Here is a 25,109-nt window from a genome sequence, read left to right as displayed (position 1 = left end):
TCAGCAAGCGTTTAGGCTTTACTGGTGGCGAAGCGTGTCTATTTTGCCCATAAGTTGTGCGATTTGAGCGTTGATTGTATGGTCTTCTATTTGTGTGGTTTGATGGTTCGTTGCTCATAATTTGTGCATGATTGTTAGAATTTTAAACGCATCACTATACCATTGACGCCGTTTTTTGCATAAATTTGCTATGATGAATCATCACATGCATTAACCTTAAGGTGACATCATGAAAAAATATTGGCTCATCGCAACCCTATTACTCTTACAAGGCTGTGCTTCAAATTTCCTGGTCAATCAAGCAAATGCAAGCAATGCACTGCGTTATGAGGCGATCGCTGATCTCCCGAAAAAAGAGGTGATCGGACAAATGGCTTATCTTGGCGGACAGATCGTCACCATTGATCGCGCGAAGCGACAAATTGAGCTTGTGGCACGGCACATCAATGCTTCAGGTTACCCAGAAGCCGGCACCAATCAACAAAATGCACGCATTTTTGTGAACATTCCAATGTCCGTTCAAATCAACTTTTATGATCTCACGATTGGTGATCGCTTAGCAGCACTTGGCCCTGTTAAAGAAGTGCAATCACTAGACATTGCTGGCAACCCGATGACAATTGTCGAGATGACCGCCGATGATTACCGCACATGGACCAATCAACGCTTTGAGCCTTGGGATGATGATCCTTGGCTTTGGGGTCCTCGTTTTGGGCCGCGCTATTATCGCCCTTGGTACAATTAATCAAAATCCCACGGATCAATCTCACAAAAATGGCGAATGTGGCTGGGCAACTGCTGAGCCGCCACCGCCATCACATAATCAATCCATTGATGCAGCACTCGGCGATCCGCACTTTGCAGCACCACATAAAAACGATAAAAATTCTGCCGTTTTGACAAAGCATTCGGATAAACGGGCGTGATGGTGATGGGGCAGTTTTGCCCTTCAATGAATGCCACCAATGCTTCAAAGCGCCGCAATGTTTCGGCTTCATTCACCCCTTCCACCTGAAACAATGCTTGATGGGCAAAAGGTGGAAACTCAAAGTCTTCACGCTGCGCCAATAGAGTTTTGGCAAATTTTCCATACCCCACTTTCGCAAGCTCTGTAAACAGGGCATGATCGGGAAAATGGGTTTGAATCATCACGCGACCATGAGACACATCGCGCCCTGCTCTGCCTGAGACTTGCATTAACGTTTGCGCCAATTTCTCTTCTGCACGAAAGTCAGACGAATACAAAATGCCATCAATATCCAGCATGCCCACCAAGGTCACTTTGGCAAAGTCATGACCTTTCGCAATCATTTGCGTGCCGATGATGATGTCTGCTGTGCCATCGATCACATCATTCACAGCCGCCGCAAAGGCATTTTTTGTGCGCAGCTGATCACGATCAAAGCGCACCACATTCGCTTGCGGAAATGCATCAGACAATGCTTTTTCAATGCGCTCCGTGCCTTGCCCCATCATTTTTAACAGATGGCTGTCACACGATGGACACGTTTGTGGTAAACGTTCACGGTGCCCACAATGATGGCAGCGCAAACTATGGGATTTTCGGTACACCGTCAAACGGTATTGGCATGCCGTACACTCTGGCACCCAACCGCAGGATTCACACATCAACACGGGCGAATAACCACGACGATTGATATAAATGATCACCTGCTCTTTGCGCGCTAATGTCTCTTCAATGGCATCTAACAACTCAGAGGATAAGCCATCCATCACCATCGCTTCATTCATGTCCACAACTGACCATTTTGGCGGTGCACCTTTTGCTCGCGAAGCTAAGGATAGATGCTGATAACGTCCGCGTGCCACATTATTCACCGTTTCTAAAATGGGTGTCGCTGAACCGAGCACAATGGGAATCTTTAAAAAATGAGCGCGTGTAATGGCAGCATCATGAGCAGAATAACGCACCGTATCGCGCTGACGATAAGAGCCATCATGCTCTTCATCAATGATGATGAGCCCTAAATCATCAAACGGCGTAAAGAGCGCTGAGCGCGTACCAATCACCAAAGGCACCGTATGATGACGCGCTGCTTCCCACGCTGCCATTTTTTGCGTTTCATTGACCTCAGAATGCACCACCACAAACGGAATGTTTAAAATGCGTTCCACGCGCTCAATGAATTGCGGCGTTAGGCCAATTTCTGGCACTAAAATCAGCACCTGCTGCCCTGCGGCTAAAACTTTTTTCACCCATTCTAAATAAACAGCCGTTTTCCCTGAGCCCGTCACGCCTTCTAATACCGTGGTGGAAAATTGTTTCAGCTGTAATGCATCGACGGCCGTTTGCTGCTCAGCATTAAGCACATATGGCAATTGCGGAAAGGCATGATTTGAATGATCCACCGCTGGCGCATACGCCGATTGATGAATGATGATGCCTTCATCTAACAACAATTTCTCATGGGATTTAAGTGTACTGTGGGCTTTAAAAAACGCTGTGCGTTCAATGGGCACCACAGGACTGAGTGTTTCTAACAGCGTCACTTTTGCAGTTTTGCCTGCATTATTCGCCATCCACGTTTGATACTGCTCGCTGAGTGTGAGAAGCGTCACGGCGCTGCGCTGATAGGGCTCAAGCTTACGGAGCTTTTGCGGCAACATCATGCGGTACACAAGCCCAATGGGCGCATGATAATAGTTGGCAATCCACTGCCCAAGGCGCAATAAATCCTCGGTAAACGCGGCAGATTCATCCAAACATTCTGCCGTTTTGAGCCGATCATATTCGCTTTTTTCAACCGTGCCCACCACAATGCCCACCACGCGCCGTGGACCAAAGGGCACATTCACACGATGACCAATCGGGGCAGTTTCCACCGCCATTTCATAATCAAAGAGCGAATACAGCGGGCATGGCACCGCAACTTGAACAATCATATCAGTACGAAAAGCGCGATTGTAATTTCGCCAACATCTTCAACATGCCGCTGCGTAGGCTTTTACGCTCCACATACGCCACATGAATCACGCGAAAATCTGTCAATTTCGACAATAAATAATCATCACTGGTTTGCAACGCATCCACAAGGTTTAAATTCAATGCTTGAGAACCGAGCCAATGCTCTCCGGTGGCGATCTTTTCGATGTCCACTTGTGGGCGATGCTTGGCCACATATTCTTTGAAAATCACATGCACATCTTCAAGCTCTTCTTTGAACTTCTCGCGCCCTTCTTCTGTGTTTTCACCAAACATCGTAACGGTGCGTTTATATTTACCGGCAGTGAATTGCTCATAATCAATGTTGTATTTTTCCAATAAGCGATGGAAATTTGGCAACTGCGCCACAACGCCAATCGAACCGATGATGGCAAAAGGCGCCGCCACAATACGATCCGCCACACATGCCATTAAATAGCCGCCACTGGCTGCCACTTCATCCACCGCAACCGTTAAATTGAGTTGTTTGGCTGAAAAGCGTTCAAGCTGCGCTGCGGCTAAACCATAACCATTAACAACGCCACCTGGGCTTGTCAAACGCACCAACACTTCATCCTCAGCTTTTGCCACACTGAGCACGGCATTCACTTCTTGCTTTAAGTTTTGTGCAGCGTGTGCAGCGGTATCGCCATCAAAATCGATCACAAAAAGTTTAGGTTGTGTTTTTTTCTCAGAGTCGGCCGTTTCTTGCGATTTTTTCCAAAACTGCCACCATTTTTTCTGTGGCTTTTGTGCATCCTCTGCCGCTTCATCCTCAATCAAATCTTGATAAGATGCTTTTAATTCTTCAAAAGCATCTGAGAGATCATCAAACTGAATCTCCCCTTTTTTCTTTTTTAAATCACGGCCACTTTTAAGCACAATCAAAATCATCACCAATGCCACAACAATGGTGGTGAGCTTTAGGAAAAATAAAAAATAGTTGGCTAAAAAATCCACTCGCTGCTCCTTGTGTTATTCAATAAAAAAGCCCAAATCAAGGATTCAGGCTTTTTGGTGTCATTGACTCAAGCAATGCTTATTGCGCTTTATACTCGATTTTAATTTTTTGCTGAATCGCTTCAATTTTATCACGAAGCTTTTGCTCTGTGAGGGATTCTTTGATGCGATCTTTAGACTCATCTAAAGTGGCTACAGGGGTTTCACGCACTTCTTCTAAATTGATGATGTGGTAACCAAACTGTGTTTTCACAGGTTCAGCTGACACCTCACCTGGCTTCATGGTTTGTAACGCTTCACCAAACTCAGGCACCATTACTTGTGCACGGAACCAACCAAGTTCACCGCCATTTGCTTTTGATCCGGGATCTTTTGAGTATTTCTTCGCAGCCTCTGCAAAAGACAAAGGTTTTTTCTTCGCTTTTAACTCAGCAAGCACTTTATCGGCTTCTTCTTTTGAATCCACTAAAATGTGCGCCGCGCGATACTCATTTTTATCAAGGGCTTTGACTTGTTTGTCATATTCAGCTTTCACTTCATCATCTGAGATCTGAATGCTGTCTAATGTTTTTTTCAAATACGCTTGGGATAAACCTAAACGCTCTGCATGTTCGATGAATTTTTTATACTCAGGGGTTTCATCTAACTGCTCTTTTTTCGCTTTAGCGGCCAATTTTTCTTGCAATGCATATTGTGCAATCAAGTCATTGAGCTGTTGTGAGTTTTGTAAAAAAGATAAATCATCCGTACCCACAACCGGTTCAATGGCTGCTTGAAACGCTGCTTTAGACAAAGGCTTACCATCAACAATCGCCACAGGATCTGGCACTTCAAATGTTTGGGCAAAACTTGCGCCTACAAAACTGCTCATTACCAATGCTGCACTAATCAATGTTTTTTTCATAATCATGTCCTTATTCTGTCGGAACGGTTGCATCAATACTCAATGCGTGGATGTCGCTGTCCATCATTGACGCTAACGCTGCATAGACCATTCTGTGACGTTTGATGGGGGTTTGCCCAATAAATGCACGCGAACAGATCTTCACAGAGAAATGGCCTGCACCATTTTGTGCGCCGGCATGTCCTGCATGATGGTGGCTATCATCCTCAATTTCAAGGAACTCTGGGGATAAATTTTCACGAAGTAACGCTTCAATGCGCTCAACTCTTTGAACATTCATGCTTATGACTCCTTTGCTCGATTGTGTTTTTTGTTCTCACGGTAAAGATAACCGATCATCACCAATGAGAAAATTGTGGCTAAAATTGGGCCAATCACGGTTTTGTAGAGCACCCAACCTTCATTTGACACATTCATCACCACCAATGCAGTGTTAATGAGCCCGCTGATGAAGAAATAGGTCATCCAAATCAAGTTTTGTTTGAGCCAAACATGATCAGGAATATTGAGCTCTAAATGCTTGGCAAAAAAGTATTTAAATGGCATCGTTTTAGAAAAATACATCACCAACAAAGCAATACAGAGCACTGCATTGATCACCGTTGGCCGCCATTTAATGAAGGCTTCATTGTCAAAATAGACCGTCAAACCTGAAAACAATAACAAGCTGATCAGCATGCCCCAAGTTTTCATGTTCGTTTGACGATAACACACAACGCAAGCTGCGGCAGCAACAATTGCGCTGATGAGTAGAACTTTCGTGGCAAAGATTAAATCTTTACCACCAAAAAAGAATGCTGCTAAAAATGCAACCGATGTTGCACCGAGGGCAATTTGTGGAATATTAATTCGACGCAAAATTCTCTACAACCTCATTCAATGTTGCTTCACTGTCAATGTTATAAGAGGTGAGCCCCTTATCAATGCGCTTATTTAAGCCTGTTAATACTTTACCTGGGCCACATTCAACTAAACGCGTCACGCCAGCTTTGGCCATCGCTTCGATGGTTTCTGTCCAGCGCACCGGTTGATATAACTGCTCAATTAAGCATGTTTTAATGGTTTGTGCCTCTGTGTGGCTTTGTACGTCGACATTGTGCAAAACTGCAATGCTTGGTGCATTAAAAGTCAATGCTGCCATATCCACAGCTAAACGATCTGCCGCAGGTTTCATCAGCATACAATGAGAAGGCACAGACACCGGCAATGGCATCGCTTTGCGTGCGCCTTTTTCTTTGGCCAAAACACTTGCGCGCTCAACCGCAGCAGCTGTACCTGCAATCACCACTTGACCCGGTGAGTTAAAATTCACAGCAGATAAAACATCGCCATGGGCCGCTTCTTCACACAAGGCCACCACTGCAGCATCATCCATGCCTAAAATCGCAGCCATTGCGCCTTCACCTGGTTGCACGGCTTCTTGCATATATGATGCACGTTTAGACACCAATTGCACGGCATCTTTAAACGATAAAACGCCTGCCGCCACCATCGCTGAGTATTCACCTAAGCTGTGACCGGCTAAAAATTGTGGACGAATCTCAGTGGATTCACACCACAAGCGCCACAATGCAATGCTCACCGTTAAAATGGCCGGTTGCGTGATCACAGTTTTGCTCAATTCTTCTTTTGAGCCTTCCAAAATAATGGTGCTTAAATCAAAGCCCAATGCTTCGTTTGCTTCTGCTAACGTTGCAGCCACCACAGGATGATCTTTCACATCACTGAGCATGCCTTCTGTTTGTGAGCCTTGTCCTGGAAAAATAAAAGCCAAATCATTTTGAATCATAAAAACCTCTTGTATTACATGCGAATGAGCGCAGAACCCCAAGTGAACCCGCCGCCAAATGCTTCTAATAAAACCAATTGTCCTTCTTTGACGCGACCATCACGGCGCGCGGCATCTAATGCCAATGGAATGCTCGCTGCGGATGTATTCGCATGCTGATCCACTGTGATGACGATTTTACTGGAATCTAAGCCCATTTTTTTCGCCGTCGCATTGATGATGCGAAGATTGGCTTGATGCGGAATCAACCAATCCACTTCGCTTGGGTCAATGTTGTTGTGCGTCAATGTTTCGGAGACAATTTGATGCAATTTAGAGACCGCGTGCTTAAACACTTCGCTGCCCTTCATTTGTACATACGGATTACCATCCACATCATCCACATACGGACGATCCACCATCAATAAATCTGCATGGCGACCATCGGAATGGATGTGTGTGGACAATACGCCAGCGGTTTCGCTCGCCTCTAAGATAATGGCCGCTGCCCCATCGCCAAACAATACACATGTTGAGCGATCATCCCAGTTCAATAGGCGTGAATACACCTCTGTTCCGATCACTAAGGCACGTGTTGCTGAACCAGCTTTGATGAAATTATCCGCAACGCTCAAGGCATAAATAAAACCTGAACATGCTGCGGTGACATCAAATGCAGGGGCAAAATGGTTGCCTAACTCTGCTTGGATCAATGTGGCAGTCGATGGATACACTTTATCGGGTGTGGAGGTTGCCACAACGATTAAATCAATGTCCTCTGCGCTCAAACCTGCATTTTCTAATGCAGAACGCGCCGCATTGGCACCAAAACTTGTCGCTGTTTCGCCTTCCTCTGCGATGTAGCGCTGATGAATCCCTGTACGCTCCACAATCCAGTCATGACTTGTTTCAATCTTTTTTGCTAAGTCATGATTGGTGACCACGTTGTTTGGCAAGTAGTGACCTGTTCCAATAATCTTAGAGTACATGCTTTAACCTTTAACTTGTTCCGAATCGGATGTTATACCATCTTCCACTGAAAATTGCTTCTCGATCTTGCCCACAACGTCTTGATCTGCGAGCTTAATGGCAATGTTGATGGCATTGGCAAATGAAATGCGATCGGCATTTCCATGAGATTTGACCACAATGCCGCGCAGCCCAAGTAAACTTGCACCATTGTAGTTGCGTGGATCCACTTTGCTCTTTAAGGAGCGCAACACTGGCTTTGAGATCAACGCCGCCATTTTTGTGAAAATGTTCTGTTTGTAAGAGGCTTCTAAATACTTCGCCACCAATTTGCATGAGCCTTCCAATGTTTTCAATGCCACATTGCCCGAAAAACCATCACAAACGACAACGTCTACATCATCAAAGAAGATGCCATCACCTTCCACAAAACCAATGTAGTTCACATCTGTATTTTGTAATAATTTCGCAGTCTCACGCACTAAACTGTTGCCCTTAATGGCTTCTGAGCCAATGTTAAGGAGCGCCACTTTAGGATTTTCGTTTTTATCCACAGCCGTTGCAATGAGAGAACCCATCATGGCAAATTGCTGTAAATGTTTTGGCTCTTCATCCACATTTGCCCCTAAATCGAGCATATGCACATGTTTATAAGGCGAACGAATCGACGGCAATACCGTACAGATTGCCGGGCGATCAATCCCGGGCATTGTTTTGAGCACAAAGCGTGCCGTGGCCATTAAAGCCCCCGTATTACCCGCAGAGACACACGCCATCGCTTGACCATTTTTCACTAAGTTAATGGCCACACGCATGGAGGAATCTTTTTTGTTCTTAAGCGCACTTTGGGGTTGCTCATCCATCGCCACCACTTCGCTTGCGTGATGAATCACGATGCGACCTGAGGTCACCATAGGATGATTGCCAATGTGCGCTTTTAACTGCTCTTGTTGCCCAACGGCAATCACAGTCAGTTGATCATGTTCTTTAACAGTCGAAATAACAGCAGGCAATAGCTCGGCTAAGCCTTTATCGCCACTCATTACATCCACTGCAATCGTAATTTTTTGATTAAGCACCGTACTATCCAATAGAATTATTTAATAAAAAAACCCACGCAAATGTACATTTACGTAGGTTTTACTTTATCAACAATTGAGCGTAATTACTCTACAGTTGGTACATTTTTATCAAAATTTAATACTTGGCGACCACGGTAAAAGCCGTTAGCAGTGATGTGGTGACGACGATGTAATTCACCGCTTGTCGCATCAGTGCTTAATTGTGCACTTGTTAAGAAGTCGTGTGCACGACGCATATTACGCTTTGAACGTGTTACTTTTGATTTCTGAACAGCCATGTCTATTTCCTCTTAAAATTTACTAAAGAAAAACTATTTTTTTAGTAATTCAGCAAGCTCTGCAAAAGGTTGTCTTGTTTCCTCTTGCGGTTGGAGCTTTTCTAAATAATCCTTTCCTTCGCAATCCTCATTTAGGTCATGCTTTGGCACTAAAGGTAAAGCTAATAATAGCTCGTCCTCTAATAGTTCTAAGAGATTCACATCATCTTCGTCAACTACTAAAATGGCCTCGTCATCGCCAATGAACTCTTGCTCAGACTCATCTTTGACAGGAATCCAGTGAATGGGCAAATCAAACTTTGTCTCGAAAGGTTCTAAACATCGTTGGCAAATTTGTGAAAGGGTCACTTCCACATTACCATTGATCTCTTTTTGCCCTAATGCATTGGTTTCACCTTGAATTCGAAAACGAATGGGCGAATCGACCGAATGCACTGCATCTCTCAATCGAGGAAAAAGCTCGACATCGAGCGCATCATCGTAAACCCGTCCTTCATTGACAGTTTTTCTGAGGGGAAACTCTGCGTATTTCACTTAAAATACCCTGCTAATATTCTCAAAAAAGATTGCTATTCTAATCTTTGCTGATTTTTTTGTCAAAAATTCTTCACTTTTCAGTGAGTTTATAGTGTCCGCTCTTGCCACCGATTTTTTCTAGGAGCTCGATTTGACTCAACACCATGGATTTATCCACAGCCTTTAGCATATCATAAACGGTCATTAAACCCACAGAAACTCCTGTGATGGCTTCCATCTCTACCCCAGTTTTGCCCACCGTTTCAGTTTGCACGATGATCTCTAAGGTGTTGCCTTCACACAACTCAAACTCAACAGACACATGCGTTAACGGCAGCGGATGACACAGCGGAATCAACAATGATGTCTGTTTTGTGGCTTGAATTGCAGCAATGCGCGCAATGCCAAGCACATCCCCTTTTTTGCTCTCGCCTTGCGTTAAAGCTTTAAACGCCACATCATTCATGGTGATTTTGCCATGGGCAATGGCAATGCGCTTGGTGTCACTTTTTTCAGCAACATTAACCATATGGGCTTCGCCTGCTTGATTAAAGTGTGTTAATGCATCATGACTCACGGACTAAATCTCCTTCAATCACATAGTAATACAATGGCTTTTTCGCCGACTTTTCGTGGATGAGGCGCTGCCCACAACCCACATATTCACGCACAGTGTCACGGCTGCCCGTTAATAAATGGTGCCATTTTGGTAAAGGCTGATTGTGATAACGGCGAATGTACGCGCAGCTCTCCGGCAACCATTCAATCTCTTGAATCATCTCATAAGTGAGCTTAATGCAATCGGGCACAAAGCGCTTACGATTGACATAATTGGTGCATTGGCAGCTTTTTAAGTCCAACAAATCGCATGCCACACGCGTGGTGTAGATGTCGCCGGTGTCAATGTCCTCAATTTTATTTAAACAACATAAACCGCAGCCATCACACAATTGCTCCCATTCATCGCTGCTCAGTGTTTCTAAAGGGGCTTCCCAAAAAGGTGTTTGCTTATCCAAGGGCTTTCTCCTTCTCTGTTGCAATCGATTGAACGATCCACTCTTCACCAAGTTTATCTTTTGGCGCAATGGTTAAAGTAATGCTTTGCGGTACACTTCGGCTTTGCTCACCCTCTTGCTTCATCAACTGCTGTGGATATTGCAACAAACAGGTCAAGCGGTTGCCCAACAAAATCACAAGCCACGTCAAATCCATCCAAATGAAGAAGAGAATCACACTGGCAAAACCTGAATAAATGCCAGAATATTTGCTCGATGTGGCAATAAAATCCGCAAAAACTTTACCCATAAAGTGCCAAGCAATCGCCGCCACTAAACCGCCAATCAACGCAGGGACAATCTTCACTTTTGCATTCGTCAGTAAAAAATAGACCGCTGAAATCACCAATGTCAACAATCCAATGGTGAGCCCTTCACTGGCATATTTTGTGAGCCACATCGGTACCGGCACTTGAAAAGCCTGCACAATCACCGTGCTTGAAATCAACGAAATGAGCGAGAAAATCAACACAGGACCAAAAAGCACCGCCACCAAATAATAGGCAAAACGCTGCGCAAAAGAGCGATTTTTCTCAACACCCCACGCAGAGTTAAAGGCGCTTTCAATGGTGCTCATCAAACTCACCACCGTATAAAACAGCACCACAAAACCTATACTGCCAAGGAGTCCCACTTGCACATTGTCCACAAAGCCAATCAATGTATCCATCAATTGTGCATCGTGTAAACCAATGGCATCAAAGCCTTTATGAAGCATCGGCACAAATGTTTGATACACGCCAAAGCTCTTTAAAATGGAAAAACTCACCGCCATAAAAGGGACGATGGATAAAATCGTGGTGTAAGCTAAAGCTTGGGCTTGCGTGCGAATGCCCTCTTTAGAGACGCTCTCTAGCAAACGATACAATAAACGGCAACTCCATTTGAGCGGCGTATGTTCACCTTGCCACAGCCATGCATTGGCGCGTTCAACTAACTTCATAACACCTCAATCAATGCCGCTTGTAATTTTTTCACTAAGGCTTCTGCCTCTGCTTCACTGTATGCAATCGGTGCACTGAATTTGCCCCAAATGGGATCTGGCCATGCAGCATCCGTTGCAAAACGCGCCACCACATGAATGTGCAATTGCTTGACCACATTGCCTAAATTCGCCACATTGAGTTTATCTGGGCTGAATAAGCCTTGCATCACGCGAGCGGTGAGCGCCATCTCACGCATGGCTTGTTGTTGATCCACTTCTGATAAATCAATGAGTTCAGCCACATCATCACGACGCGGCACCAAAACGAGCCACGGAAAACGTGACTCATTTTGTAAATAGACATTGCAAAGGGGCAATTTCGCCACAAAAAACGTGCTTTGCTCGATGCGGGCATCTAAAATCATTACCCTTCCTTTGTCATTAAAGCGGCATCTAATTTCTCATTAAGGGAATCTAAATGCCCCACCCAACTTGAACGAATGTTTTCTAAGTCCGCTTGTGCTTGCAATAATTCATCCGATAAATGCAAGCCCACCATGATTGCCGCTTGCTCTGGGGACATTTTGCCACTCGCACGCATGGCGGCTAAACGGCTGTCTAAGGCGGCAGCTGAGCGTTTTAAAGAATCCTCTTTGTCGGGCGGACAAGAGATTTTATAGTCGATGCCTAAAATGGTAATGGTAATCGGTTCCACGTTCTTCTCCTATTGAATGCCTAAAGACTCTAAACGGCTCATGATTTTTTTCAAATGGTTACTGAGCTCAACATTGCGCGATTGAATCTTTTCATTCTCCGCTTCTAAGGCTGCAATTTTCTCACTCGTTGAGGCTTCTAACGCAGAGAGTTTTTCAGCCGATTCATGTTCAAACGCTGCCAATTTTGCGGCCGCATCGTGCTTTAATGACTCAATCGTCGCCACTGCTTCTGATTTATGTTCATTAAGAGTTGTGTTGAGCACCAACAATTCTGCGCGTAGGGTTTGATTTTCACCCAACAATTTAAACACTTTTGATTCTAATAACTTGAATTTCTCTTCGATCATTCTCATTTCCTTATGGATTAAGGTTTGACAAATTTAGGGACATCGCCGTAATAACCCATCGCAAAGCGTGCCAATTCACGTTTGCCAAAAGGGACTTTGTCCGCAAGGCTCAAACCAATGTTGCGAATTTTGTTCACCAAAAAGTGATCCGATCCACCGCTGCGTTTGAAGGCATCCATTGCCCCCATCACCAATAAATTATGTTTTTTGCGGCGTTTCTCATAACGTTTTAAAACGGATTCATCATACAGCGCAATGCCATCATTGCGGGCATTGATGAGCTCTTCAACCAACGTTGCGGCATCTAAAAAGCCGATATTGACGCCAAGCCCTGCCAACGGATGAATGTTATGCGCCGCATCACCTGCCAAGACAAAATGGTCACGGTAATAATTGCGTGCATGATTCAAGCGAAGGGGAAATGCCCCAAGCGACCAATTGGCCTCGATATTGCCAAAGCGACCATCAAAGGCTTCGGTTAAACGGCGACTAAAGGTTTCACGATCAAGCGCCAATAATTCATCGGCTTCTTGATGCGTGGTGTGCCATGCCAAGGAGCAGCGCCCATCATTTAAAGGCAGGAGCGCCACAGGGCCATTGGTGGTGAATTTTTGCCAACATGTGTTGTCATGGCCGCGCTCTGGCTTCACTTGCCCCACGATGGTTTTTTGTCCATAACTCCAGCCCGTGCACGCAATGCCTGCCCAATCACGAATGAGGGAACGTCCACCATCTGCCCCCACCACAAGTTCAGCCTGAAAGGCTTCGCCTTTTTCTGTATAGACGACAACATGATCGGCAAAATTCTCAAAGCGCACCAACTTGCTTTGATCCATCAAAGCGATGTTTTGATGCATTTTAACGCGATCAATCAATGCACCTTGAGTGGCTTCATTGTCTAAAATCCAACCTAAGGCATCTGAGCCTGTGCCATCGGCATCAAACTGCAATGCGCCGCTGCCTGAGCCGTCCCACACATACATGTGCAAAAAGGGTGTCATACGGCCGCTGTGGAGCAACTGATCCCAAACGCCCACATGCTCTAACCATTTGCGGCTCGATGGGGTGAAGGCTGAAACACGTAAACCGTAATCATCTTTTGGGTATAATTTTTCAATCGGTGCATATTCAACAATCAACACCTGTAAACCCGCCGATGCGAGTGCTAAACCAATGCTTGAACCAACTAAACCTGCACCATTAATGATGACATCAAATTTTTGCATAGCATCTCCTAGTAGCCCATGCCGACTGTGGCAATTTTCTTCTTCACAAATGGGAGGAGTTTGACGCCAAGCAAACCCAAAGAACGTGCCGTTTGTGCGGCGTGTCCTTCGATGCCAAACGCATTGACTAAAAAGTCCGTGGCTCCCACTGTTTTAATAATGTCTTTATGTCGCACTGCGTTAAATGCCGCTAAATCATGGGCATTTGGGTGATGATTTTGTGTAAAAAGATCCACAATCGCCTCGCAATCACGAATCCCTAAATTGAGCCCTTGCCCAGCGATCGGGTGCAAACCATGCGCGCTGTTGCCCGCCAATAATAGGCGCCCTTCCACCACTTTTTTGGGCACCATTAATGTCAATGGCCAAATCTGGCGCTCACTCACCGCTGTGATGTCACCTAAACGCGCCCCAATGCGGGACAAGACTTCCGCGGCATATGTTAAATCAGAGGCACGCTGCCAGCGGTCGCGCTCTTTGCGATCGGTGATTAAAACCACCGCCATCTCTTGCTCATTGACGGGCAATAATGCCAAAGGTCCTTCTTGCGTGAAGCGCTCATAGGCGATGTTTTGATGTTTTTTCTCAAATTTTGCACGCGCAATGATGGCCATTTGATCATAATCACGGATGAAGGTTTCAATGCCAAAGTGTTGACGCAAGACTGAATTCACGCCTTCTGCGGCAATCAACCAATCAAAATGTTCTGTGCGCGTTTGCCCTTGATGTTTAAGGATCACATCACCGTCAGCTAAACCTGAACTTGGCACAATCGATGTGGCAAAGGCGACGGTAATCTCAGCCATTTTTGTCACATGCTCATACAGTGCCAAAATGATGCGCCCTTGGGGCACTAAAAAGCCGAAGTGATCAATGTCGTGCGATTTTGCCTTCATCAACACTTCCACTTTGCAATGTTTTTGCGACACATGCACTGCATCAATCGGCGTTGCATGCATCGATAATTGATCCCACACACCTAAACGCTTAAAAAACGTAACGGTACGATGGGACAAAGCCAACATACGACGATCATCTAACAATATCTTCGGATCAATGCGCTCTTTTTGATCAAGGAGCGTAACCTTAAAGCCCGCTTGCCCCAATCCTAACGCCAATGCAAGGCCAATGGGCCCTGCGCCTGATACACAAAATGACACTTTAGAATGATCGTTCATAATTATGCTTTTTTAGGTAAAGTTAAAATTTCATGACCTGTGGCTGTGACTAAAATTTGATGCTCCCATTGTGCGGATAATGAGCGATCACGCGTCACAACCGTCCAACCATCGGATAACACTTTACAGGTGTGCTTGCCCACATTGAGCATGGGTTCGATGGTAAAAATCATGCCTTCCGCCATCACATCCGTCACTTTTGGCGAATCATAATGGAGCACTAAAGGTGCTTCATGGAACTCAATGCCAACGCCGTGGCCACAGAAATCTTCCACCACAGAAAAATGGTTCGCATGGGCATGTTTTTCAATGGCTTGACCAATTTCACGGAAAGATGCGCCCGGCTTCACAGTTTCGATGCCAAGCATCATGCATTCGTAAGTGGTGTCAATCAAACGGCGTGCCAATGTTGACACGTCACCTGCCGTATACATGCGGCTGTTATCACCAAAGTATCCGTCTAAAATCACCGTCACATCAATGTTCAGGATGTCACCTTTTTTGAGCTTTTTGTCACTCGGAATCCCGTGGCACACCACGTGATTGACGGAGATACATGTATATTTTGGAAAACCTGGATCACCATAACCGTAGCAAGCAGAGATGCCGCCATTGTCCAAAATGTATTGATTCATGATGTTGTCAAGCTCAAGAGTTGTGACCCCAACTTTGACATAATCACCAATCATATCCAAAACATCCGCAGCTAAACGGCAAGCTTTACGAATGCCCGCGATCTCTTCTGCGGTTTTAATTCTAATGTTAGACATTACAATCCTTATTCTTAAGTTCTAGGAAGTGTGACGCCGGTTTGGCCTTGGTATTTACCACCGCGGTCTTTATAAGAGGTTTCACACACTTCATCGGATTCAAAAAAGAGCATCTGTGCAACGCCTTCGCCTGCATAAATTTTTGCAGGTAATGGTGTTGTGTTTGAAAACTCAAGCGTCACGTGCCCTTCCCATTCAGGTTCTAAAGGCGTGACGTTCACAATGATGCCACAACGCGCATAGGTGGATTTACCTAAGCACACCGTCAAAACATTGCGCGGAATGCGAAAATACTCAATGGTTCTCGCTAAGGCAAAAGAGTTTGGCGGAATGATGCACACATCGGATTCGACATCGACAAACGTGCCAGCTTCAAAATTTTTCGGATCTACAATCGTAGAGTTGATGTTGGTAAAAACTTTGAACTCATTGCTACAACGGACGTCATAACCATAGCTTGAGGTGCCATAGCTGATGATGCGATTGTCATTGTCATCATAGCGCACTTGCCCTGGGGCAAATGGTTCAATCATGCCATATTTTTCGGCCTGTTCGCGGATCCAACGATCTGATTTAATGCTCATAATTTAGCGATTCTCTACAACAATTTTAGGGAATTTGCCGGCAACATCCTTCGGACGCTGAGACAAATGTGACACCATTTTAAGTGCAATTTCTTGATAACGCAAAGCGATATCGGACTCATCTAACACATGCACTTGACCTTGATCGAGGGCTTGACGCACACGAATATCAAGCGGTAATTGCCCCAATAATGGCACATGGCTGTCTGCCGCTAAGGCTTTACCGCCATCTGCGCCAAAGATCGCCTCTTCATGACCACAATGAGAACACACATGTGTGCTCATGTTTTCCACAACACCTAAAATTGGCACATCCACTTTATTGAACATGTCGATGCCTTTACGCGCATCAATCAAAGCGATGTCTTGTGGCGTGGTGACAATCACACTGCCCGCCACTGGAATTTTTTGGGACAACGTCAATTGAATGTCGCCAGTGCCCGGAGGCATATCGATGATTAAATAATCAAGATCGCGCCACATGGTGTCATTTAATAATTGCGTCAATGCGCCCACAGCCATGGGGGCACGCCAAATCATGGCATTTTCTTCATCCACTAAAAAGCCGATGGACATTGCTTGTAAGCCATCCACATCAATCGGCTCCATGCTTTTATTATCGCGTGAACGTGGGCGTTCATTCGTACCCAACATTTTTGGCATGCTTGGGCCATAAATGTCCGCATCTAAAATGCCCACCGTAAAGCCTTCATTTTTTAACGCATGGGCTAAATTGATGGAGGTTGTGGATTTACCCACGCCGCCTTTACCTGAACCCACCGCAATGATGTTTTTGATGTTGTCCATCGGTTTTAAGCCATTTTGCACTTTATGGGCAACATTTTTTGCATTGATCACAAAGCGCGCGCTTTGACCGCGTTGCAATAAAGGCTCAATGGCTTCGCTGCAAGCTTTGACCAACGCATCATTATACGTTTTGCTTTCAAAGTTGAGGGCGATCGTCACGGTATAAGATTGATCACTCTCTTGCCACTCCACAGACTTGATGCGCAAAAGCTCACCTAAACGCTTGTTGTCATAAATCACTTTAACGTCATTTAAAGCATTAATGATCTGTTCTTTCATACAACCCTCAATGTTCATCTAATCAATTGCAACATTCTACCACGCACAACAAATATGAATAGAACCAATTCGAACGAGACATTCAAATAAACCTTTACCTCTCTTGATTCTCGGTCAAATGTGAGACGGTTATTTCATAAATTTCCGTGATATACTTTTGCGCTGAAGACTTCTCAAAATAGTGTAATTGATCAATCTAATAATTGAATAGAGACAGGATAATGATGAAAAAAATGATCCCCATATGTGCTGCGAGCATGGTTGTGCTCACAGGTTGTATTTGGCCGGCCGTTGAAGGTGCCCCTGTATTTGGCGTGCCTTATGATCTACCGATCGCCGCCCAACCTAAATATGACTATGAGCATTATCAAAACTTCAACATTGAAGCGGTGGAAGTGACGCCAATGGGCGGCAATGCGCTCGCGTATGAAACACAAGCCTCTTACAATATGCAAGAAGCGATGCGTAAATCTGTCATCGACGTGAAGAAAAAATACCCAAGCATTTTCAATGATCACACGACATTCTTAGTGGGCGCATTTGTGGATGTCAATGATTTAAATAAAAGCGATAAGGCTGGCCGCATCTCTGCGATGGGCTTAACAAATGTGATTGGTAAAACAGCGCAAGCTAAATACATTCGCTACAAGCGTGACATGATCACCGTTGCCAACCATATGGTTGCCCCAACAGTTCAAGCCACGAAAGCGGCTGAGATTTTCAACTCAGAAGTGATTGTGATGGGTGTTTATAAAGTACAAAACGAAGATTTAAATCTTCGTTATGCATTTTATGATGCCAAAACCCGCGCCTATTTAGGCGAAGGTTTTGTGAGCATTCCATTAGATCGTAAAGTGTCTAAATTTGCCTTAGACATTTAATGCGCTGAGCACCTGTTGCCCGAGCTCTGTTTCGGGCAATAGATGCATCGTCAAAAATTCATCGCGCTCAAGGGATAACAATAAATCAGGCGCAGGCAATGAATCGCCGCCCTTTTCTGGCCACTCAATCAGCCACACTTTATGATCATCTTCTAAAAAGCCAAGATCATACAGATCCTCTTCATGAATGCGATACAAATCAATGTGATCCACCGCAATGTCACCGGCTTGATAACTCTCAATGATGGTATAGGTTGGGCTTTTGATGGTTTCATTCACCCCAAGCGCCGTTAAAAAGTATTTGGAAAAGGTGGTTTTGCCTGCACCTAAATCACCGGAGAGATAAATTTTAATGCTGTTGTGACGAAACTCTTGAATGAGCGCGGCAAGTGCACGCGCAATTTCCGCGGTGTCCGCCTCAGAGTGTAATTCAATCATTTTTGGCTCCATGATTTACTCCTTTAATTTCGCAATCGCTTCAGGTAAAAACTCAATGACATCCGTTGCAATCACTGAGCGATAACCATCTTTCGCGCATAAATCGCCCGATAAACCATGAAGCCATACGCCTAAACGCGTGGCACGACGAATGGACACGCCTTGCACAATCAAACCGCCAATGATGCCGCTTAACGCATCGCCCATGCCGGAGCTTGCCATGGCAGGATTGCCCGTTGTGTTGATGCTTAAAAAGTCAGAATCGCACACCAATGAACCAGCACCTTTGAGCACTGTAATGCCAAAACGTGAAGAGAGTTGATTTGCCGTCACTAAGCGATCGGCTTCCACATCATTGACTGTGCCATGCAACAAGCGCGCAGCTTCGACAGGATGCGGCGTGATCACCATATTGTCGATGTTTTCATCCAATAACTCTTTTGACACAGCGCCTTTGGCAATCAAGTTTAAACCATCGGCATCAATCACAAGTGGCTTGCCGGATGCCAAAACAGCATTCATCAAATCAATCGACCATTCATTGGTGCCAAGCCCACAGCCCACCACAATACACGTGGCGATGTCTAACAGATGCGCCATCTCTTCACTGTTGTGTACGCCATGCACCATCAATTCAGGATGATACGGAATCATGGCCGTAGCATGATGTGGATGCGTGGCAATTGATACGCGCCCTGCGCCGATGCGCAGTGCCGCATGCCCTGCGAGCAATGCTGCGCCCGCCATGCCAATGTAACCGCCCACCACTAATACATGACCAAAATTGCCTTTATGGTTGAATTTTTTACGATCCGGAAACCATTCCGCCATCGCAGGTAAATTAAAGCAGCACGATGCCGCGCGCACAGACTCAAAGCACGCTTGCGGGATCCCTAAATCTGAACAGATCACCTTACCCACATATTCAGGACCTTTACCGGTGTATAAACCTGGTTTTTGGGCAATGAATGTGATGGTTTCTGTGGCTTTGACCGCTTCACTTAAAATCGCGCCTGTGTTCGCATTCATGCCTGATGGCACATCGATGGAAATCACAGGTTTGCCACTTCGGTTAATGAGCATGGCCGCCCCTAACCATTCGCCAGACAAGGCACGGTTCACACCGGTACCCATCATGGCATCAATGATGAGATCTGCATCATCTAAACTAGATGATGAAAAGGATTCACAAGGCACACCCATGCCTTTAGCCGCTAAGTAAGCTTTACGCACATCGTCCACTAAGTTATTCGGCTCTGCAAGATAGTACACCTTCACATCAAATCCAGCGCTCAACGCTTGCTGTGCAAAGAAATAGCCATCCCCACCGTTACGCCCTGCGCCCACAATGACGGCAATTTTTTTCACATCCGGGTACGACTTATAGAGATATCCTAAAATAAAGAGCGCCGCGCGCTGCATCAAGGTGATGGACGCAATGTTTAACGTCTCAAGCGCTGTTTGCTCGATCTCTTTAATGGCTTTAATATCATACAAAGGTGTTGAAGTGCTATTCATAATGTTGAACAATCCTACAAAAAAATAATTGAGTGATCCGAAATGGTACTAAAATAGTCCTAAGCTTACCTGCTGTATAGCTGTCGATCATTATTCATACAGATGATCAATGTAACAAATGAATTGCATCGCACAGGAAAATCAAAGTGCTCGTTGATTTAAATCAAAGGGAGTTTTTTGGTCAATTGCTTAAACTGCCATTCTAAGCGCAAATTCGAGAGAATCGCAGAACAAGTCAAGCCCACAATCAAACCAATCCAGACCCCTTCAGCCTGCATATTCTTCACAACCGCCAAATAATAACCTGTGGGCAACGCAATGCACCAATACGCAACAATGCCAATCATCATCGGTGCTTTGGTATCCTTCATGCCACGAAGTCCGCCTGCAGCTGCAATTTGTAATCCATCCGGTAATTGGAAAATAATGGAATAAATCAATAGGTGCGCGCTCAATGCCAAAATGCTTGGATCATCTGAGAACACCATCGGCAGATAAAAACGAGCGGTGTATAAATAGATGCCCGTACAAATCATGATGGCAAAACAGGTTCGACGCCCCATGCGTGCAATGCGCATTGCGCCTTCATAATCTTTGCGCCCCATGCGCTGCCCCACTAAAGCCGTTAAAGCAAATGAGGTGCTAAGGGGAATCATGAACGATAAACTGGTGATGTTCAGCGCGATTTGATGGCTATTGATCACAAGCTCGCCAAAACGCCCTAAAATCAAACCTGACACAGAGAACATCGCCACTTCTGCAAAGATCGATGCACCATTTGGCAAACCCACTTTCAATAAAGCGCGAATTTGCTTCAGAATGCGCGCACGATATTTAAAAAGTTGCAATGCTTTTAATCGAGGTTCCACCCTAAAAAAGAGCAGCATACAGATCAACATGCACCACATTGCGCTCGCTGTGCCAATCCCTGAACCAATCACACCCAAACTTGGTAAACCGATGGGCGCATAACCATTGACTAAATAATAATTCATCACACCATTGATGATGAACCCTACACACGTCACCAACGTCACAGGCAATGGCTTGGCCACGCCTTCACACACGCAGCGCAATGTATTGAATAAGAATATTGCGGGCACACCTAAAGAGAGCGCACGCAGATAATCCACCGTTAAAGGAATCACCGCTTCTTGCACTTCAAAGAGGCGCAAAATGCCTTCTGAATGCCACATGATGAACATCGCAATTACGGCAAACACCATCGCCATCATCGTGCCGCCTTGAAAGACTGTCGGGATGCGTTTAATGCGATTTGCCCCAAAGAAGTGCGCTGTCAAAATGGTGATGCTCATCAAAGTGCCCGATGAGAAAAGTAAAATGGGGTTCCATACAAAAACGCCCATCGCAACACCTGATTGCACAAGGGGATCAAAGTGCCCAGTGATCGCAATGTCTGTGGTGCCCATGCCCACTTGCAACAGCTGAGTACATAAAATGGGCAGCGCTAAGAAGATGAGCGCTTTAAATTCAGCGCCCACAAAAACTTTTTTCATGCAGTGTCCTCGTCAAAAAGAGGTGATTTAAGGTTATGTGTGATGCAGTAATTCCACCACACCATTGATGCAAAATTGTACGCCCATGCAAACGAGTAAAAAACCCATTACGCGTGAGATCACTTCGATGCCGCTTTGTCCTAATTTACGGATGATGAATTCTGAACTTCTTAGACAAAACCATAAAAATAGGCACAATGCGATGAAGGAAAACACAGGCGCGGTCAGTGTTACCCACGTTGGCGCACCAAAATTTGGCAATGTTGAGGCAATGGAGATCACCATCGCAATCGTCCCTGGCCCTGCAAAACCTGGCATGGTTAATGGGATAAATGCAAGATTCATGGCGGCTCTGTTTTTCAATTCATCTTTTTTACTTTCAAGCTCAGGCGTTGAGCCATAATTTTGTGGCGGAAAGAGCATCTGAAAGCCAATCACCATCACAATTAAACCGCCAGCAATGCGCAATCCTGGAATGGAGATGCCAAAAATCTGCATCACCAATTGCCCACAATAAAAGCTGATGAGCATCACAATCAATGAGTATTTAGCAGCATCCTTTGCCTGCTTATGTTTTTCTTCGGTTGAGAGTCGTGCCCCAAGGCTCATCATCAACGTGACCGCCACCAAAGGGTTCGCCAATGGAATCAGCATCAAGAAAACCATTGCGATCACTTTCACAAAATCAAACATGTCACCTCCTCAAAATTAGATAAGGCAGGGATTGCCCTGCCTTATGGAAATGAATTGTGACACGATCTTATTCGTTCGTTGTCACCACTTCTTCAGCATCCGGTGCTTCTGCTGCATCTTCTGGCATCTCTTCCATCTCTTCTTCAGCTTCAACCGCTGTTAAGCCCACCAATTGATCCGATTCATCTAAGCGAATCAAGCGAACCCCTTGCGTGTTGCGACCTAAAATGGAGATCTCAGAAACGCGCGTGCGCACCAATACGCCGTTACTTGAGATGAGGATCACTTCCTCGTCTTCTTTCACTAAACAGGCACTGATCACAGAACCATTACGCTCTGAGGTTTGAATGCCGATCATCCCTTTACCACCGCGACGGTGACGCGTGAACTCTTCAGCGCGCGTGCGTTTACCATAACCATTTTCTGTGGCGATCAAAATCACGCTGTCCGCTTCAGGAATGATCATGGAAATGATGGTTTGTGCATCCGTCAGATTCATGGATTTCACACCACGAGCACCACGACCGGTATCACGCACATCCGCTTCACTGAAGCGATTGACTTTACCATCAGAGGTGAAGAGCATGATGTCTTTCTCACCATCTGTGATCGCTGTGCCAATGAGCTCATCGCCTTCATCTAACGTTAAGGCAATCACACCCGTTGAACGCTGACTTGCAAACTTATCTAAGCTTGTTTTCTTAATCACACCATGACGCGTTGCCATCACAATGAACAATTCAGCGCTGTACTCTTCCACCGGCAAAATGGAGGTGATGCGCTCGCCTTCAGACAATGGCAACATGTTCACAATCGGGCGACCCGATGAACCGCGCCCAGCTTCTGGCAATTCATAAGTGCGAAGCCAATATACGCGGCCAATGGATGAGAAACACATCAATTGTGCATGCGTACTTGTGGTGATGAGGTTCACCACGTGATCTTCATCTTTCACTTTCGCAGCCGACTTACCACGACCGCCACGTTTTTGCGCTTGATATTCACCCAATTGCTGATACTTAATGTATCCGCGGTGAGACAATGTCACCACCACTTGTTCATCGGCAATGAGATCTAAAATATCAATGTCTTCAGCGGATGGACGAATCTCTGTACGGCGCGCATCATGGAAATCAGCACGCACTTTTTCTAACTCTTCTAACACCACTTCTTTTAAGCGATCAGGATTCACTAAAATTTCAATGAATGCGGCAATCGCTTCTAATAAGATTTGATATTCATCATGAATCTTATCCTGCTCTAAACCCGTTAAGCGCTGTAAACGCATGTCTAAAATGGCTTGGGCTTGTACTTCTGTGAGGCGATAACCACCATCGATCAAACCGTATTCGCCATTTTGATCAAGGGCAGCGGCTTCATTGAGCTCTGCTGCGCGCTCAAGCATCGGGATCACATCACCGGCTGTCCAGATTTTATCAAGCATTTTGACTTTAGCTGTCGCGCCATCTTTTGAAGAGCGGATCAACTCGATCATCTCATCGATGTTCACAAGTGCCACTGTCAAGCCTTCTAACAAATGTGCACGTTCACGCGCTTTACGTAAATCATAAATGGTGCGACGTGTGATCACTTCGCGGCGATGGGCAATGAACGCTTCTAGCACTTGCTTTAAGTTCAACAATTTTGGCTGACCTTGGTCGATCGCCACCATGTTGATGCTAAAGCTGCTTTGTAACGCTGTGTGCTTATACAATTGATTGAGCACCACCATGCCAGATTCACCGCGTTTTAATTCGATGACAATGCGCATGCCGTCTTTATCGGATTCATCACGCAAACCATCAGGCGCAATGCCTTCAATGATTTTATCGCGGTGCAATTCCACAATTTTCTCAATGAGGCGCGCTTTGTTCACTTGATAAGGTAATTCTGAAACCACAATCACTTCGCGATTGCGTTTTTCATCAATCTCAATGTCACAACGGGCACGCATTACAACGCGACCACGGCCAGTGTGATACGCTTCACGCACACCTTTTGTACCATTGATGATGCCTGCCGTTGGGAAATCTGGGGCAGGAATGTGTTCCATCAACTCATCAATCGTCACCTCAGGATTTTGAATGAGGGCAACACATGCATTGATGGTTTCTGTTAAGTTGTGTGGCGGAATGTTCGTCGCCATCCCCACCGCAATACCGGATGATCCATTGACCAATAAATTCGGGATTTGCGTTGGCAATACAGATGGCTCAACTTCTGATCCATCATAGTTTGGGATGAAATCAACGGTTTCTTTGTCGATGTCTTGTAATAATGTATGGGCAATGCGGCTCATTCTCACTTCTGTATAACGCATCGCCGCTGGGGAATCCCCATCCACCGAACCGAAGTTACCTTGACCATCCACCAACATATAACGCATTGAGAAGGGTTGCGCCATGCGCACAATGGAATCATAAATTGCACTGTCACCGTGTGGATGGTATTTACCCATCACATCACCCACGATGCGCGCAGATTTTTTATAAGGCTTATTCCAATCGTTATGAGTTTGGTTCATCGAGTGTAAAATTCGACGATGAACGGGTTTCAAACCATCTCGTACATCCGGCAATGCACGTCCGATAATGACGCTCATGGCATAGTCGAGATAAGATTTTCTCATCTCTTCTTCTAAGTTAACCGAAACTATCTCTTTGGCAAACTCACTCATTGAATTTCCTTTGTGTAATAATTAACCATAAAACTACAAAATCATATCACAAAATAGGATTTTCTGCCTGTAATTCA

Annotated in this window: 28 protein-coding genes; 2 read left to right on the top strand and 26 right to left on the bottom strand. The window is 45.3% G+C overall.

Annotation, left to right across the window (positions count from 1 at the left end):
- The first annotated feature begins 229 nt into the window (after window positions 1–229).
- Window positions 230–745, top strand: coding sequence for a Slp family lipoprotein (locus tag B9T10_RS08315; RefSeq protein ID WP_018122806.1), 516 nt, complete (start codon window positions 230–232; stop codon window positions 743–745).
- Here B9T10_RS08315 and B9T10_RS08310 read toward each other — a convergent pair.
- From B9T10_RS08310 to apbC, 21 genes are all read right to left on the bottom strand, one after another.
- A complete protein-coding gene (locus tag B9T10_RS08310) occupies window positions 742–2,904 on the bottom strand; it encodes a primosomal protein N' (RefSeq protein WP_094538255.1) in 2,163 nt (720 codons plus the stop codon). The two genes, B9T10_RS08315 and B9T10_RS08310, sit on opposite strands and share 4 nt — an antisense overlap.
- 1 nt (window position 2,905) lies before the next feature.
- Window positions 2,906–3,904, bottom strand: coding sequence for a protease SohB (sohB, locus tag B9T10_RS08305; RefSeq protein WP_094538254.1), 999 nt, complete (start codon window positions 3,902–3,904; stop codon window positions 2,906–2,908).
- Window positions 3,905–3,983: 79 nt separating this feature from the next.
- Window positions 3,984–4,808 (bottom strand): peptidylprolyl isomerase, encoded by an 825-nt coding sequence (locus B9T10_RS08300; RefSeq protein ID WP_008315558.1) that lies wholly within the window; start codon window positions 4,806–4,808, stop codon window positions 3,984–3,986.
- A gap of 10 nt (window positions 4,809–4,818) precedes the next feature.
- Window positions 4,819–5,088, bottom strand: coding sequence for a BolA family protein (locus B9T10_RS08295; RefSeq protein WP_018122810.1), 270 nt, complete (start codon window positions 5,086–5,088; stop codon window positions 4,819–4,821).
- A 2-nt stretch (window positions 5,089–5,090) separates the two neighbouring features.
- On the bottom strand, window positions 5,091–5,666 hold the full coding sequence (locus tag B9T10_RS08290) for an inner membrane-spanning protein YciB (protein ID WP_094538253.1): 576 nt from the start codon (window positions 5,664–5,666) through the stop codon (window positions 5,091–5,093).
- Window positions 5,653–6,597, bottom strand: a complete 945-nt coding sequence (gene fabD / locus B9T10_RS08285; protein ID WP_094538252.1) for an ACP S-malonyltransferase — start codon at window positions 6,595–6,597, stop codon at window positions 5,653–5,655. The genes B9T10_RS08290 and fabD overlap by 14 nt, the downstream gene beginning before the upstream one ends.
- 14 nt (window positions 6,598–6,611) lie before the next feature.
- Window positions 6,612–7,565, bottom strand: a complete 954-nt coding sequence (locus B9T10_RS08280; protein ID WP_018122811.1) for a beta-ketoacyl-ACP synthase III — start codon at window positions 7,563–7,565, stop codon at window positions 6,612–6,614.
- Window positions 7,566–7,568: 3 nt separating this feature from the next.
- Window positions 7,569–8,624: a phosphate acyltransferase PlsX gene (plsX, locus tag B9T10_RS08275; RefSeq protein ID WP_082818398.1), complete on the bottom strand. Its 1,056-nt coding sequence runs from the start codon at window positions 8,622–8,624 to the stop codon at window positions 7,569–7,571.
- An 86-nt stretch (window positions 8,625–8,710) separates the two neighbouring features.
- Complete coding sequence (gene rpmF / locus B9T10_RS08270) at window positions 8,711–8,905, bottom strand: 50S ribosomal protein L32 (protein WP_008315565.1); 195 nt, start codon at window positions 8,903–8,905, stop codon at window positions 8,711–8,713.
- 33 nt (window positions 8,906–8,938) lie between these two features.
- Window positions 8,939–9,439: a YceD family protein gene (locus B9T10_RS08265; RefSeq protein ID WP_233491555.1), complete on the bottom strand. Its 501-nt coding sequence runs from the start codon at window positions 9,437–9,439 to the stop codon at window positions 8,939–8,941.
- A gap of 73 nt (window positions 9,440–9,512) precedes the next feature.
- The gene (gene moaC, locus B9T10_RS08260) at window positions 9,513–9,998 is read right to left on the bottom strand and encodes a cyclic pyranopterin monophosphate synthase MoaC (RefSeq protein WP_063455323.1); all 486 of its coding nucleotides are present in this window, start codon (window positions 9,996–9,998) and stop codon (window positions 9,513–9,515) included.
- A complete protein-coding gene (locus B9T10_RS08255; RefSeq protein WP_094538251.1) occupies window positions 9,988–10,437 on the bottom strand; it encodes a YcgN family cysteine cluster protein in 450 nt (149 codons plus the stop codon). Before B9T10_RS08255 ends, moaC begins: the two co-directional genes overlap by 11 nt.
- Window positions 10,430–11,419, bottom strand: a complete 990-nt coding sequence (locus tag B9T10_RS08250) for a YihY/virulence factor BrkB family protein (protein WP_018122814.1) — start codon at window positions 11,417–11,419, stop codon at window positions 10,430–10,432. Before B9T10_RS08250 ends, B9T10_RS08255 begins: the two co-directional genes overlap by 8 nt.
- Window positions 11,416–11,826 carry an HIT domain-containing protein gene (locus tag B9T10_RS08245; RefSeq protein ID WP_063455325.1) on the bottom strand — a complete coding sequence of 137 codons (411 nt, stop codon included), beginning with the start codon at window positions 11,824–11,826 and terminating at the stop codon, window positions 11,416–11,418. The genes B9T10_RS08250 and B9T10_RS08245 overlap by 4 nt, the downstream gene beginning before the upstream one ends.
- Entirely contained in the window at window positions 11,826–12,116 is a 291-nt protein-coding gene (locus tag B9T10_RS08240) for a cell division protein ZapA (protein WP_018122816.1), read from the bottom strand. Before B9T10_RS08240 ends, B9T10_RS08245 begins: the two co-directional genes overlap by 1 nt.
- Before the next feature lie 9 nt (window positions 12,117–12,125).
- Window positions 12,126–12,464 (bottom strand): hypothetical protein, encoded by a 339-nt coding sequence (locus tag B9T10_RS08235; protein WP_008315574.1) that lies wholly within the window; start codon window positions 12,462–12,464, stop codon window positions 12,126–12,128.
- Window positions 12,465–12,481: 17 nt separating this feature from the next.
- Window positions 12,482–13,690 carry a UbiH/UbiF/VisC/COQ6 family ubiquinone biosynthesis hydroxylase gene (locus B9T10_RS08230; RefSeq protein ID WP_063455326.1) on the bottom strand — a complete coding sequence of 403 codons (1,209 nt, stop codon included), beginning with the start codon at window positions 13,688–13,690 and terminating at the stop codon, window positions 12,482–12,484.
- Between the two features lie 8 nt (window positions 13,691–13,698).
- Window positions 13,699–14,868 carry an FAD-dependent monooxygenase gene (locus B9T10_RS08225; RefSeq protein ID WP_094538250.1) on the bottom strand — a complete coding sequence of 390 codons (1,170 nt, stop codon included), beginning with the start codon at window positions 14,866–14,868 and terminating at the stop codon, window positions 13,699–13,701.
- Window positions 14,869–14,870: 2 nt separating this feature from the next.
- A complete protein-coding gene (gene map, locus B9T10_RS08220; RefSeq protein ID WP_063455328.1) occupies window positions 14,871–15,638 on the bottom strand; it encodes a type I methionyl aminopeptidase in 768 nt (255 codons plus the stop codon).
- A gap of 14 nt (window positions 15,639–15,652) precedes the next feature.
- Window positions 15,653–16,222 (bottom strand): dCTP deaminase, encoded by a 570-nt coding sequence (gene dcd, locus B9T10_RS08215; protein ID WP_008315579.1) that lies wholly within the window; start codon window positions 16,220–16,222, stop codon window positions 15,653–15,655.
- Between the two features lie 3 nt (window positions 16,223–16,225).
- Window positions 16,226–17,308 (bottom strand): iron-sulfur cluster carrier protein ApbC, encoded by a 1,083-nt coding sequence (apbC, locus tag B9T10_RS08210; protein WP_018122819.1) that lies wholly within the window; start codon window positions 17,306–17,308, stop codon window positions 16,226–16,228.
- Between the two features lie 233 nt (window positions 17,309–17,541).
- On the opposite strand from apbC, the gene B9T10_RS08205 reads away from it, so the two are divergent.
- The gene (locus tag B9T10_RS08205) at window positions 17,542–18,189 is read left to right on the top strand and encodes a hypothetical protein (protein ID WP_143695672.1); all 648 of its coding nucleotides are present in this window, start codon (window positions 17,542–17,544) and stop codon (window positions 18,187–18,189) included.
- On the opposite strand, the gene tsaE is transcribed toward B9T10_RS08205, so the two are convergent.
- From tsaE to gyrA, 5 genes are all read right to left on the bottom strand, one after another.
- Window positions 18,178–18,627 carry a tRNA (adenosine(37)-N6)-threonylcarbamoyltransferase complex ATPase subunit type 1 TsaE gene (gene tsaE / locus B9T10_RS08200; RefSeq protein ID WP_246782183.1) on the bottom strand — a complete coding sequence of 150 codons (450 nt, stop codon included), beginning with the start codon at window positions 18,625–18,627 and terminating at the stop codon, window positions 18,178–18,180. The genes B9T10_RS08205 and tsaE overlap by 12 nt on opposite strands.
- Before the next feature lie 15 nt (window positions 18,628–18,642).
- Entirely contained in the window at window positions 18,643–20,145 is a 1,503-nt protein-coding gene (locus B9T10_RS08195; protein ID WP_008315583.1) for a bifunctional ADP-dependent NAD(P)H-hydrate dehydratase/NAD(P)H-hydrate epimerase, read from the bottom strand.
- 158 nt (window positions 20,146–20,303) lie between these two features.
- The gene (locus tag B9T10_RS08190) at window positions 20,304–21,662 is read right to left on the bottom strand and encodes an MATE family efflux transporter (protein WP_094493745.1); all 1,359 of its coding nucleotides are present in this window, start codon (window positions 21,660–21,662) and stop codon (window positions 20,304–20,306) included.
- Between the two features lie 33 nt (window positions 21,663–21,695).
- The gene (locus B9T10_RS08185; RefSeq protein WP_094492466.1) at window positions 21,696–22,355 is read right to left on the bottom strand and encodes a MarC family NAAT transporter; all 660 of its coding nucleotides are present in this window, start codon (window positions 22,353–22,355) and stop codon (window positions 21,696–21,698) included.
- Window positions 22,356–22,422: 67 nt separating this feature from the next.
- Window positions 22,423–25,032, bottom strand: a complete 2,610-nt coding sequence (gene gyrA, locus B9T10_RS08180; RefSeq protein ID WP_094491728.1) for a DNA gyrase subunit A — start codon at window positions 25,030–25,032, stop codon at window positions 22,423–22,425.
- Window positions 25,033–25,109 lie beyond the last annotated feature (77 nt).

This window comes from Wohlfahrtiimonas chitiniclastica, assembly GCF_002252325.1.
Taxonomy (GTDB): Bacteria; Pseudomonadota; Gammaproteobacteria; order Cardiobacteriales; family Wohlfahrtiimonadaceae; genus Wohlfahrtiimonas; species Wohlfahrtiimonas chitiniclastica.
The sequence above is the reverse complement of the archived record's forward strand: the minus strand, read 5'-3'. Positions and strand labels throughout refer to the sequence as shown.